This is a genomic window from Pseudomonas cedrina subsp. cedrina (assembly GCF_001983175.1).
Taxonomy (GTDB): Bacteria; Pseudomonadota; Gammaproteobacteria; order Pseudomonadales; family Pseudomonadaceae; genus Aquipseudomonas; species Aquipseudomonas cedrina.
On the sequence record NZ_MNPW01000002.1, the window covers coordinates 112,328 to 125,548 of the forward strand.

General features: G+C 60.2%; 8 protein-coding genes. 3 read left to right on the plus strand and 5 right to left on the minus strand.

From position 1 onward, the window contains the following. Positions 1-109 precede the first annotated feature (109 nt). The gene (locus BLL36_RS03620; protein ID WP_076950085.1) at positions 110-1,237 is read right to left on the minus strand and encodes a branched-chain amino acid ABC transporter substrate-binding protein; all 1,128 of its coding nucleotides are present in this window, start codon (positions 1,235-1,237) and stop codon (positions 110-112) included. A 342-nt stretch (positions 1,238-1,579) separates the two neighbouring features. Between BLL36_RS03620 and BLL36_RS03625 the strand changes: the two genes are divergently transcribed. Then, a complete protein-coding gene (locus tag BLL36_RS03625) occupies positions 1,580-1,891 on the plus strand; it encodes a DUF2288 domain-containing protein (protein ID WP_076950086.1) in 312 nt (103 codons plus the stop codon). A 250-nt stretch (positions 1,892-2,141) separates the two neighbouring features. Then, positions 2,142-3,233, plus strand: a complete 1,092-nt coding sequence (locus BLL36_RS03630) for a hypothetical protein (RefSeq protein WP_076950088.1) — start codon at positions 2,142-2,144, stop codon at positions 3,231-3,233. Between the two features lie 36 nt (positions 3,234-3,269). Here BLL36_RS03630 and BLL36_RS03635 read toward each other — a convergent pair whose 3' ends face one another. From BLL36_RS03635 to BLL36_RS03645, 3 genes are all read right to left on the minus strand, one after another. Beyond that, positions 3,270-5,447: a hypothetical protein gene (locus BLL36_RS03635; protein WP_076950089.1), complete on the minus strand. Its 2,178-nt coding sequence runs from the start codon at positions 5,445-5,447 to the stop codon at positions 3,270-3,272. A 205-nt stretch (positions 5,448-5,652) separates the two neighbouring features. Beyond that, the gene (locus tag BLL36_RS03640) at positions 5,653-7,908 is read right to left on the minus strand and encodes a putative bifunctional diguanylate cyclase/phosphodiesterase (protein ID WP_076950091.1); all 2,256 of its coding nucleotides are present in this window, start codon (positions 7,906-7,908) and stop codon (positions 5,653-5,655) included. A gap of 138 nt (positions 7,909-8,046) precedes the next feature. Next, complete coding sequence (locus tag BLL36_RS03645) at positions 8,047-8,412, minus strand: YkgJ family cysteine cluster protein (RefSeq protein ID WP_076950092.1); 366 nt, start codon at positions 8,410-8,412, stop codon at positions 8,047-8,049. Positions 8,413-8,662: 250 nt separating this feature from the next. Between BLL36_RS03645 and BLL36_RS03650 the strand changes: the two genes are divergently transcribed. Then, a complete protein-coding gene (locus tag BLL36_RS03650; protein WP_076950093.1) occupies positions 8,663-10,009 on the plus strand; it encodes a spinster family MFS transporter in 1,347 nt (448 codons plus the stop codon). Positions 10,010-10,366: 357 nt separating this feature from the next. Here the strand turns inward: BLL36_RS03650 and rapA are convergent, their stop codons facing one another. Then, positions 10,367-13,213 carry an RNA polymerase-associated protein RapA gene (rapA, locus tag BLL36_RS03655; RefSeq protein ID WP_076950095.1) on the minus strand — a complete coding sequence of 949 codons (2,847 nt, stop codon included), beginning with the start codon at positions 13,211-13,213 and terminating at the stop codon, positions 10,367-10,369. Positions 13,214-13,221 lie beyond the last annotated feature (8 nt).

A 13,221-nucleotide genomic window follows, 5' to 3' on the forward strand; every position in this document is an offset into this window, starting at 1 on the left:
AAGATTTTCAGGTGAGCCAGCGCCCGGATCGCGGGTGACAGGCCCATAAACCTCGTAAAACAAAGCCCACTGCTCTCACAGTGGGCTTGCAGGACCAGTAACGCCTGGCTTACTGAGGGGATACTTCGGTTTTCGGTTTGCCGAAGTGCCATTCGTAGACCACGAATTTGAAGTCCTTCAGGTCGCCCTTGGCGTCGAAGCTCAGGTCGCCGGTCGGGGTCTTGAAGGTACCCGCGTGGATGGCTTCGGCCACTTTGGCGGTGTCTTCGCTCTTCGCGGCTTTGATACCGCCAGCGATCACTTCGATAGCCGAATAGGCCGGGAACACGAATGGACCGGTCGGGTCCTGCTTGTTCTTGGCGAACTCGTCAACGATGGCTTTGTTGGCAGGCTCCGTGTCGAAGGATTTAGGCAGGGTCACCAGCAGGCCTTCGGAAGCGCCTTGGGCGATTTGCGAGATGGAGTCGTTGCCGACGCCTTCAGGGCCCATGAACTTGGCGTTCAGGCCTTTTTCCTTGGCTTGGCGCAGGATCAGGCCCAGCTCAGGGTGGTAGCCGCCGTAGTAGACGAAATCGACATTGGCTTGCTTGAGTTTCTGGATGATCGAGGAGAAGTCCTTGTCACCGGCGTTCAGGCCTTCGAAGACCGCGACCTTGGTGCCTTTTTCTTCCAGGGTTTTCTTCACGGCGCTGGCGATGCCTTCACCGTATTGCTGCTTGTCGTGCAGGACGGCGACGATTTTCGGCTTCACGTGGTCGGCGATGTAGTTGCCGGCCGCTGGGCCCTGGGCGCTGTCCAGGCCGATGGTGCGGAAGATCAGCTTGTAGCCACGGGCGGTGATTTCCGGGCTGGTGGCGGCCGGGGTAATCATGATCACGCCTTCGTCTTCGTAGATATCGGACGCAGGCTGAGTGGAGCTGGAGCAGAGGTGGCCAACCACGAACTTGACGCCGTCGTTGACCACTTTGTTGGCGACGGCAACGGCTTGTTTAGGATCGCAGGCGTCGTCGTATTCCTTGGCCTCAAGCATCTTGCCATCAACGCCGCCCTTGGCGTTGATGTCGGCGATGGCCTGCTTGGCACCCATGAATTGCATGTCGCCGTATTGCGTCACCGGGCCGGTTTTAGGGCCGGCGATACCGATCTTGATGGTGTCGGCGGCGAACGAATGGCCGGCAACCCCAGCCAGGACCATAGCGGCAAACAGTTTGGAAATCTGCTTAGTAGCCTTGTTCATAGTGCTCCACTCTTACTGTTGTATTTTTTATAGTTCTAGCGGCCTTGTGAGCTGCAGAACCGGATCGGATATCCCGGATATCCCCCCGGCAGTGCCCTGGCAACTGTACCGGTACAGTGTAGAGCGCCGGTTGATCGCTTGAAAAGCTGGCTGCTGGGGGCAAAACCCGAGTGTGTCGCTTAAATGAAAGAAAAAGACAGAATTGCGGCGGGGTGATGCCAGAGTTCCAGGCAATCCTTGGCTTTGCTGACACTTTCTCTCGATGACTCAATTGCAACTGGGTTTTTCTACCTCGGCCGCGACGTTATGATTGCGCCGATTTTTTCCCAAGGTGAACTCCCCATGACGCAAGAACCTAGCACCCTCTATGCCAAGCTGCTCGGTGAAACCGCCGAAATATCCTGGAAGGAGCTTGAGCCGTTCTTTGCCAAGGGTGCCCTATTGTGGGTCGACGCCAGCCTGGATTTGATCGAGGCTGCCGAAGGAATGGCCGAAGACAACCGTGACAAAGTCGCTGCCTGGCTGGCCTCGGGCAACTTGGCTGAAGTGTCTGCCACGCGGGCGCTGGACCTGGTGGAGCGCGATCCGAGCTTATGGGCGGTGGTGGTTTCCCCGTGGATCCTGATCCAGGAAAGGGCAGTGCTCGCGCCATAAGCACTGAAATGGTGCGTGATGCTGCGCTTAAAAAGTGTGTAGCGGAGTAACCGCTGCAGCGGTGATGGCATCTTGCCGTGAAGAAAGGTCACAGCGGGGGGTGACGCGCACGTCATGGGAACAGTTTTCTCGTCGCCGAAAGCGCGGAAGAATTGTTTCGCGGTGTGAATATAAGCCGGCAATTGTCAGATCGCAGCGTAGGAAGGGCTGGAATCCGGTAGAGTTCGCCGCCTGTCATCCGGAGCTCGTCATGCCGTCAACGCTGCCCCTCTCAGCGAAACCCTCGCACCAGTTGCTTTACCTTATCTACGGTAAACAGGAAGTTTACCGGCGCGAAGCCAAGTTCAGCATTCTCACCGCCCTGGCGCAGCTCAAACGGGGCGAGTCGCTGTGCATCCGGGTCATGACTGACCGGCCCCAGGACTTCACCGGCTGGCCGGTGGAAACCCTGGCGTTGGACGAGCAGACCCTGGCCCGATGGCAGGGTGACAACGGTTATACCCACCGGCGCAAGGCCTGTGCGATCGCCGAAGGGTTGAAGCTTGCGGACAAGACGCTGTTTGTCGATACCGACACGCTGTTCCTCAAGTCCCCGCATCGTGTGTTCGAACTTATCGCGCCTGGCCAGTATGTGATGGACGAATTCGAGTACGACTGGAGCTATGTCTGCAAACGTCCGGATTACCTCAAGCTGGGCACGCACCTGCATGCCCATGGCGTGTCTGCGAGTAACGGCTTCAAGCTCTACAACAGTGGCTTGTGCGGCGTGTGTGACACGGATACGGCGCTGCTCGACACCGCGATCAGCCTGATCGACGCGTGGACCGAGGGCTCGTTCGATATCCACACCATCGAGCAAGTCGCGATTTCCTTTGCGATGCGTGGCAAGACGGTGCGCGAGTCCAGCAAGTGGGTTCATCACTATTATGCCGAGAAGCGCTTTTTCCACGCCATGCAGGCGCATTTTTTCGGTCTTCACGGCGAGACCTTCGGGCCTGAACTGGTTGCGCGTTGCCTCGACGTGCCCCAGGTCAAGCCTATGCCCAGCGCCTGGCAGCGGCTGCTGATCAAATGGAAGCTGCGTAATCAGCGCAAACATCTGAAAAGGGTTGGCCGCGACTTGCTCTACGGCAGCGCGGCGCCTGAGAACCCTTATTACGACGTGTGTCGACAGGGCTGGTGGGAATCGGCCTCGCGTGAAATCCGCGGCTGGGATGAGGCTGAGCAGAAAAAGTTCTTCGGTACCCACGAGGCTGCGTGGCCCAAGCAACTGCCCCGGCCGGCAAAGTCCGCAGATGAGCAGGCCATCGTCGCCTACCTGCACCAACGACGAGCCCAATAAGGCTGCGACGGCGCCGAAGGGCGCCGCCGCAGGGCTTCAGCCGGTCTTGCCGGTGTGGTTATTCAACGAAATAACCTTGGTCTTGCCGATGCGGTGACGGTAAATCTCCCGCAGGTACTTGATCGCCTTCTTCACGCAGTCCCGTGACAGGCGAATGTCATTGATCGACACAAACTTGTCTTTGTCGTTGATCAGCTCGCGGTACTTCTTCTCATACATCGGCTTGATCGCATACCAGTTGGTATCGAGGATCTTCGCCGGGTTCTCGAACTCGTTGAGCAATTCGTCGATGCGGTCTTCGTCGAAGTCCTCGTGGATGATGAAGTCCAGGATCGAGTTGTCCAGTGTGTCGTCGAAGCGGTACGGGTTGCGCGCAAAGCAGCGTTTGATAAACGCCACGATCAAGGTAAGGAAGTCATCCGACAGGCACGGGCTTTTCGCGATCAGGGTGGTCAGCGACAGGTTGGCCGAGGCGCCGATCACCAGGGCGTAGCGCTTGAGGGTGGTGTTGGGGAACAGGCTGTTGAGGTGAGTCTTGAGCCGGTTCAGGTCCATATAGGACAGCTTGTAGTCCTTGGGCAAGGACACGATGGACACCACCGACGAGCAGTTCTTGAAAAAGTGCAGGTCATGCAGCGCCGCTGCGTCGTAGCCGGAGTTCTTGTACTGCTCCAGGGACGCCTTGTAGCGCTTGGACTCGATCGGCAGCAGGCTGATGCCTTCGATGGCCTGGGTGACCTTGTTGAAGTGCGGCAGGTCGATGGAACGGAAGAACAGGTCATCGATATTCAGGCGCTGTGGCTCTTTTTCGAACACCTTGAATTTGTCGCTCGACGGTGTCGGCGTTTCGGGAACCACGGATTCGGCGTAGGCAATCGCCACTGGGCCGGCAAGGCTCATGAACAGGTCGTTGGCATCCAGGCGGATGGTTTCGCCGATGTCGATACCGGCGCGCCGGAAGTAGTTCTGGTCGTAGTCGGTGGTCACTGCCTGGGCGGTGAGGATGTTGAAGATCTGTTGGGAGATGTATTGGTTGGCGTGTTTTTCCATGGCATTGACATCAATGTTCTGGATGTTGCCGTCGTCGCTTTCTTCTGCATAACGCATGATGTCGTTGGAGATCAGCATCATCGCGTTCCACGGCCGGATACGCCCCTTCACACTGGCTTCACTGCTGTCTTCATTGTCGAAGTTGTATGAGAAATCCCATTCTTCCGAGAGGTATTTGCACAGCAGCCGCCCGGCGTTGATGTGCAGCGCTTCGGACATTTCGCTGCGATGGTCGGAAATATTCGGCAGCACGCAGATGCCGCTGGTGAAAATCGGCTCGAACACAAAGGCGTGGCCGCTCTTGCTGTCGTGCTCGTCGGCGGGCTTGGTGTCGAACGTCTTGTTCATGTACGAATGTTGCTGCGCCAGGCCGAATTCGGAGGCCATGCCCGAGCCGGTACCGCCGCCGGCGCTGAAGATCGAGAAGTACAGGCGCGACTGGTTGGCCTTGATGCCGCAGGAGTCGATCAGGTACGAGTGGATCATCTTCCAGTCGGGGCTGGAAAAACGCTGGGTATCTTTATTGAGGATAATCTTGGCCAGGTACTGGCCCAGGATCGGCGCGTTACCGGCGCCGCCGGCATGGACTTCCGACAGGTCCATGATTTTCATCTTGCTGTAGTCGCGCAGGAAACCGCTTTTTTCGCCCTTGCGCGAGAAGCGAATGCGCCCGGCGATGTCTTTGTCCAGGTCGCCCAGCATCACCAGCGGTTCCACCAGGAACACCGGTTTGCTCGCCTTGCCGCTGCCCAGCCGCAGGTTGTTGCGCAGCCACTGGGCCGGGCTGTAGCCCTTGTCCTGCGACTTGTCTTCGTTGCTGAATTCGTTCAAGTAGAACTTGCGCGCGTTGTACACCAGTTCCGCCACGTCCAGTGCGATGTTCGAGCCGCAACGGCCCAGGCCGATCAGGCATACCGAAGGGAATTCCTGCTCGCTGCGCGGATCGCTGTCGCCTTCCAGATGGGGTGGGCGCGGGAACACCATGTCGCGCAGGCCGTCGAGGTTGTCGAGGATGCGGTCGGTATTGGTTTCGGTGAAGTACAGGTATTGCTGGGTGGCCAGCGGGCGGGCGGTGCTCAATGACTTTGAACCTGAGGGTTTGTCCGCAGGAGCTTTGAGCAACACGTCGGATACCACGGTGGCAGAGTTATTTTTAGAAGTCATTGTGCGCCATGTGCCTGGGCGGATGGCTGAGGAAATCAAGGGGCCATCACGGAATGGGTGTTCGCGACTTTGCAGTGCGTCCTTGTCCTGGACGAGCGGCTTCACCCCTTGAAGTGTTCAGGGAAAAACCTGGCCGGACTCTGATGGATCGGCCGTTCGTCGGCGTTCTTTAGGCAAATGATGGCGAAATGCCAAAGTTTAGGCGTCAGCGAATTGGCCTTGCGATGGAAGTGGGGCTGTCGCGGCTTGGGGAGGACTCTTTTGCCGAGCTGCCGTCCTTGGCAGCCGCCCCGCCATGTGGGTCGCGCAGGTTGATACCCTGGATCACGCCGATGATGTCGTTGGCCGCCACCGCCGGGCTCAGCAGGTAGCCCTGGACGAAATCACAGCCATGCTTGAGCAGCAGCTCGAACTGCGCCTGGGTTTCCACACCTTCGGTAACCACTTGCAAGTGCAAGGTGTGGGCCATGCCGATAATCGCCTGGACGATCTCGATATCGGCAATCGACTTGGGAATATCCTGGATAAACGAGCGGTCGATCTTCAAGGTGTTGAGCGGCAGGCGCTTGAGGTAGGCGAGGGATGAGTAGCCGGTGCCAAAGTCGTCGATGGCCAGCGACACGCCCAGCGCGCGGATTTGCCGCAGCAGTGCCAGGGTGCTGCTGATGTTGCCCATCAGTGCATTTTCAGTCACTTCCAATTCCAGGCGGGTGGCGGCGATGCCACTCAAGCGCAGTGCATCTTCGATTTCGTCCGCCAGCTCATCGCGGGCCAGGTTCAGGGCCGAACAGTTCACCGACATGGTCAGTTCCGTATAACCACGGTCAGACAGCAGGCTCAGGTCATGACAGGCCTGGCGCAGTACCCAGTGATCCAACTCGGCGATCAGCCCGTTGCTTTCAGCAATGCCGATAAACCGATCCGGTCCCAGCAGCCCGTGCTGTGGATGTTGCCAGCGCACCAGGGCTTCCAGCCGCGTGACCTTGCCCTGCTTCATGTCGAAGATTGGCTGATAGAACAGCACCAGTTGATTGCGGGCGCGCAGGGCACCGCGCAGTTCTTCTTCCAATTGCAATTCGAGGGACGCGCGGGTTTTCAGGTTGGAGCTGAAGAAGTTCAGGCTGTTGCGCCCCATGTCCTTGGACTGGTAAAGCGCCAGGTCGGCGGTTTTCAGCAGCTCCTCGCAGGTCAGGCCGTCATCGGGGAACAGGCTGATGCCGATGCTGGTGGTCATCACCATGCGACGGCCGGCCAGTTCGATGGGTTCTTTCATCTGTTGCATGATGCGCTGGGCCAGGTGCCGGGCTTCGTCGCGGTGGTGAATGCTGATCAAAATGCAGAACTCATCGCCGCCAAACCGCGCGACCACATCGGCGTGGCTGCGCACCGAGCCTTTGATATGCCCGGCCAGGACCGTGAGCAACTGGTCGCCGGCGTCATGCCCGAGGCTGTCGTTGATGCGTTTGAAGTGGTCGATATCAAGGAAAATCACCGCCATCATGCCGTGGGAGGCGGTTTTCTCGGCGAGCTTCTCCGCAAAGATCTGGTTGAAGCCCCGCCGATTGAGCAGGCTGGTCAGGGCATCGTAGTGGGCCACTTGTTGCAGCGAGGCGCGAGCCTGGTCGAGTTCGCTGAGCAGGGCATTGACCCGGCGCAAATCGCGTTCCTTGTGTTGCAGCTTCTTGTCGGCCAAGGCGGCGCTGACGCTGCTGCCGATCACCAGCAGGGTGATGACGGCCACCGACAGGCCCAGTTGGATAGGGTTATTGCCCGTCGGTAACGACAGGTCCGCTCCGGTGGGGACGATCATTTGCATCGCCGCCATGCCGGTAAAATGCATGCTCAGAATGCCCGCGCCCAATACGAGGCTGGCGGCATATTTGAGCAGTTGGTGAAACACGCCGGTACCGGTGCGCAAGTAGCTCGACAGCAACAACGCCGCCAGGCTTGAGCCTATGGCGATACCCACCGAGGCCATGAACAGCCCGGGCTCAAAATACACCTGGGCCTGGGAATGCATGGCCGACATGCCCACATAGTGCATCAGGGCGATGCCGATCCCCATCCATACCGACGCGAGCAAATACTGGTGCAAGCGCAGGTTGGCATGACTGAGGGTTTGCATGGCGAACAACGAAGCGATCAGGGCGATCAGCAAGGACGCGAACGTCATTATCAGTTCGTAGTGGATCGCAACGGGCGCCTGGAAGGCCAGCATGCTGATGAAGTGGGTCGACCAGATTCCGCCCGCCAGGCAACCGGCGCCGAGCCAGCGCCAGTTGCGCCGCGCGGTGGGGTCCTCGACATGGCCGACGCGTTCAGCCATGTCCAGCGTACCGAAACCCGCCGCGCACGCGACCAGATAGGCCAACAGCACCAGGAACGGGTTATGACTGCAATTGAGTAATAAATGCCCGTGTTCCGGAAGCTCAGTAAAAAAATGCAGACCCAGCCATTCCATAGCATGCCCTGTCATAGCGTCACGTCACTGCCAGAGGCGATGACCTATGCGGTCGAGTATAGAAGCCTTGCGGGATTTGCCATCGCTAATGGCACTTTGCTTTGAATTATTTTGGCATGCCCGGCATCGCGTCTGGTGCTAAGCGCTGATGGGCAGTTCCAGCTCGAAAGGGGCTTCCAAGGGCGCCAGGCCGAAGGCGGCGCGAGCGGCATCACAGTCGATATTCTGCACGCCCTGGCTCCAGGACGAATCAAACTCGCGGCACACACTGGAGCGTTCATCGTAAATCGTGCAACGGGTCGCTTGGCCCACTTCACCCTCAAGGCTGCAGCAGCGCGCGGGTTTCTGGTCGGTGCCGATCATGGCCACGCGGGTGGGGTTGATCTGCACGACCAGGTCGTCGGGTACCGTGCCCCCTGACGAGGCGCACTCACCCCAGAAGAAAGACACACGAAAGTATGAACAGCAGGCACCGCAATTCAGACACGGACTGGCTTCGGACATGGGCGTCATCGATTAGGAAGGTAAGTAGGGGACTACGGGAAGGCTCGCCATTCTATCCGGGCCATGGCCGTTGGGAAGGGGGACGCGTACTTATATTTTCGTAGGCAAAGTGCCGTAGCGCCCGGTCAAATCATGCCCTATCAGCTTTACGAATCATTACAGACAAGCGCCGTGCGCCTGACTATGTTGCAGGTACCGGGCGGGATGCATCGGGCATCGCAGCTCTCATAACAATAAAAGAGACGGACCCATGCAGAACTCGACCCAAGCGGCGAATGCCTGGCGCATTCTGTTCCTGCTGTTCCTCGCCAACCTGTTCAACTTCTTCGACCGTACCATCCCGGCGATCATCATCGAGCCGATCCGCATGGAATGGCACCTGAGCGACTTCCAGCTCGGCATCATCGGCACCGCCTTTACCATCGTCTACGCCATTGCCGGCCTGCCGCTCGGGCGTTTGGCCGACACCGGCTCGCGCAGCAAACTGATGGGCTGGGGCCTGTTCGCCTGGAGCGGGCTGACGGCGGTCAACGGCCTGGTCGGCAGTTTCTGGACGTTCCTGCTGGTGCGCATGGGCATCGGCATTGGCGAAGCCAGCTACGCGCCGGCCGCCAACTCGCTGATTGGCGACCTGTTTCCCGCCCATCGCCGGGCGCGGGCCATGGGGATTTTCATGCTGGGCCTGCCGTTGGGCCTGTTGCTGGCGTTCTTCACCATCGGCTGGATGGTCAAGGCGTTCGACAGCTGGCGCGCGCCGTTTTTCATTGCCGCCGTGCCGGGGATGATCCTCGCGGTGTTCATGTTCTATATCAAGGAGCCCAAGCGCGGCGCGGCGGAAACCGTGCAAGTCTCCCAGGAACGCGTCGACCGCCCGATTCGCCGCGTGCTGGCGGTACCGACCTTTCTGTGGCTGGTGCTGGCCGGGTTGTGCTTCAACTTTGCAACCTATGCCTGCAACTCTTTCCTGGTGCCGATGTTGCAGCGTTACTTCCTGATGCCATTGCAGGACGCTGCGGTCGCCACCGGGGTGATTGTCGGCCTGACCGGCCTGGTGGGCCTGACCCTGGGTGGCTGGATCGCCGATAAGGTCCACCAGCGTGTCGCCAATGGCCGGCTGTTGTTTGCAGCGTTCAGCCTGATCATTTCCACCGTGACCACGGGTTGGGCGTTGCACGCAGGGCGCATCGAGATCGGGGTGTTTGTGGCGCTGTTCAGTGTGGGGTGGTTGTTTGCCTATAACTTCTATACCTGCGTGTACACGGCGATTCAGGACGTGGTTGAACCGCGTTTGCGGGCGACCGCAATGGCGTTGTTCTTTGCCGGGTTGTACTTGCTGGGCGGCGGGATGGGGCCGATTGTCGTGGGTGGTCTTTCCGATCATTTTGCGCACTCGGCGATGTACGCGGCAGGGGCCGAGCAGATGACCGAGGCTTACAAGGCAGTGGGTCTGCACGACGCCATGTACCTGATCCCGGTGGCGTTGTTCCTCACCATGCTGTTCCTGTTCCAGGCTTCGCGCAGTTTTGTGCGCGATGCCAAGCGGATGAAAGATGGGCTGGGGGCGGTGGAGGTGCCGGCGCAGGCGGTCACTGCTTGAGACCGGGCAGACCCCTTCGCGAGCAAGCCCGCTCCCACATTTTGAAATGCATTCACCCTGTGGGAGCGGGCTTGCTCGCGATGAGCATGGGTACCTACACATCTATGTAGTGAGCGGGCTTGTCCCGCGCTGGGTGGCGAAGCCGCCCCAATCAAGGCATCGCCGAACTAGAGGTAGAACCCGGCCGCCTGGTTTGGGGCCGCTTCGCAGCCCAGCGCGGGACAAGCCCGCTCACTACAGGGAGATTTTTCAGCCTTTAAAAATTGTGTAGATAGCTATGCCGCGATGAGGCCCGTGAAGCCTATAAAGAAGGCCCGCATTGCGCGGGCCTTCTTGTTCAGCAGGGCAGGGCGACAATCAACCCGCCACCAGCACCCGGATCGCTTCCAGCCGCAGCGCGGCCTTATCCAGCATGGCCAAGCCTTGCTCGCGCTGGTTGCGCAGGGCAACCAGCTCGCTGTCGCGCACGGTCGGGTTGACCGCTTGCAACGCGGTCAGGCGTGCCAGTTCCTCGTCGGTATCCGCAGCCAGGCGACGCTTGGCCTCGGCCACGCGCTCGGCGTGGCGCGGGGCGATCTTCTCTTCGCCGGCATTGATCCGTGGCGTCAGCTGGTCACGCTGAGCCTGGATGAACTTGTTGGCGCTGGCCCGTGGCACGCTTTCCAGCTGGTCGTTCAAGGTTTCGAACGACACGCGGCCCGACAGGTCGTTGCCATTGGTATCCAGCAGGCAGCGCAGGGCGGCCGGCGGCAGGTAGCGACCCAATTGCAGCGAGCGCGGCGCAACCACTTCGCTGACGTAGAGCAGTTCCAGCAATACAGTGCCGGGCTTGAGCGCCTTGTTCTTGATCAGCGCCACGGCGGTATTGCCCATCGAACCGGACAGCACCAGGTCCATGCCACCCTGTACCATCGGGTGTTCCCAGGTGATGAATTGCATGTCTTCGCGCGACAGCGCCTGGTTACGGTCGTAGGTGATGGTCACCCCTTCGTCGTCGCCCAGGGGGAAACTGGCGTCGAGCATTTTTTCGCTCGGCTTGAGGATCAGCGCGTTTTCCGAATGGTCTTCGCTGTCGATGCCGAACGCGTCGAACAGGGTTTCCATGTAGATCGGCAAGGCGAACTGGTCGTCCTGCTCGAGAATATCCTCGACCAATGCATCGCCTTCACCCGCGCCGCCGGAATTGAGTTCCAGCAGGCGGTCACGACCGGTGTGCAGTTCCTGTTCCAGGCGCTCGCGCTCGGCACGGGCCTCGTCGATCAGGGCTTGCCACTCGCCGTCGTCGGCGTTTTCCAGCAGCGGCAGCAGGCGCGGGCCGAACTGATGCTGCAAGGCGTTGCCGGTCGGGCAGGTGTTGAGGAAGGCGTTCAGCGCTTCGTGATACCACTGGAACAGGCGCTCCTGCGGGCTGGTTTCCAGGTACGGCACGTGCAGTTCGATCACATGTTTCTGGCCGATCCGGTCCAGACGGCCGATGCGCTGTTCCAGCAGGTCCGGGTGGGACGGCAGGTCGAACAGCACCAGGTGGTGGGAGAACTGGAAATTGCGACCTTCACTGCCGATTTCCGAGCAGATCAGCACTTGGGCGCCGAACTCTTCATCGGCGAAGTAGGCGGCGGCGCGGTCACGCTCGAGGATGTTCATGCCCTCGTGGAACACCGTGGCCGGAATGCCGGAGCGCACGCGCAGGGCGTCCTCCAGGTCCATGGCGGTTTCGGCGTGGGCGCAGATCACCAGCACCTTGGTGCGCTTGAGCATCTTCAACTGGTCGATCAGCCACTCGACCCGTGGGTCGAAGCGCCACCAGCGATTCTCTTCTTCGATATCCGGCTGCGACTGGAAGCTGACTTCCGGATACAGCTCGGCGTGTTCGCCGAGCGGCAATTCCAGGTATTCGTCCGGGTTCGGCAGCGGGTAGGCGTGCAGCTTGCGCTCGGGGAAGCCTTGCACGGCGGCGCGGGTATTGCGGAACAGCACGCGGCCGGTACCATGGCGGTCGAGCAGCTCGCGGACCAGGCGTGCGCTGGCTTCGGTATCGCCATCGTTGACGGCGGTGAGCAGGGCTTCACCTTCGTTGCCGAGGAAACCCTGGATGGTCTTGTGCGCGGCGGGCGACAAGCGGCCTTTGTCCAACAGCTCCTGCACGGCTTCGGCCACCGGGCGATAGTTCTCGCTTTCGGCGCGGAAGGCTTGCAGGTCGTGGAAGCGGTTCGGGTCCAGCAGGCGCAGGCGTGCGAAGTGGCTGTCCTGGCCCAGTTGTTCCGGGGTGGCGGTGAGCAGCAGCACGCCGGGGATCACTTCGGCCAGTTGCTCGACCAGCGAATACTGCGCACTGGCTTTGTCTTCATGCCACACCAAATGGTGGGCTTCGTCGACAACCAACAGGTCCCAACCCGCGGCAAACAGCGCGTCCTGGGCCTTCTCGTCGTCCACCAGCCATTCCAGCGCAACCAAGGCGAGCTGGGTGTCTTCGAACGGGTTGGTGGCATCGCTCTCGATAAAACGTTCTTCGTCGAACAGCGCAACCTGCAGGTTGAAACGGCGGCGCATTTCCACCAGCCATTGGTGCTGCAGGTTTTCCGGAACCAGGATCAGCACGCGGTTGGCGCGGCCCGACAGCAGCTGGCGATGGATCACCAGGCCGGCTTCGATGGTCTTGCCCAGGCCCACTTCGTCGGCCAGCAGTACCCGTGGTGCGATACGGTCAGCGACTTCGCGGGCAATATGCAATTGGTGCGCGATGGGCTGCGCACGCACGCCGCCCAGGCCCCACAACGCGGACTGCAACTGGCGGCTGGTGTGTTCCAAGGTGTGGTAGCGCAGCGAGAACCAGGCCAGCGGGTCGATCTGCCCGGCGAACAGGCGGTCGCTGGCCAGGCGGAACTGGATGAAGTTGGAGAGTTGGGTTTCCGGCAGGGTGACCTGTTCGTTCTGCCCATTGAGGCCGTGGTAAACCAGCAGGCCGTCGACGTCGTCGACTTCCTGCACGGTCATCTTCCAGCCTTCGAAATGGGTGATGCTGTCACCTGGCGAAAACCTCACGCGGGTGAGGGGCGCATTCCGTAGCGCATACTGGCGAGTGTCGCCAGTGGCCGGATAGAGCACGGTCAACAAGCGGCCGTCCTGTGCCAGAACGGTGCCTAACCCCAGCTCCGCTTCGCTGTCACTAATCCAGCGTTGCCCCGGTTGATACTGCTGCGCCATGCTGCCTG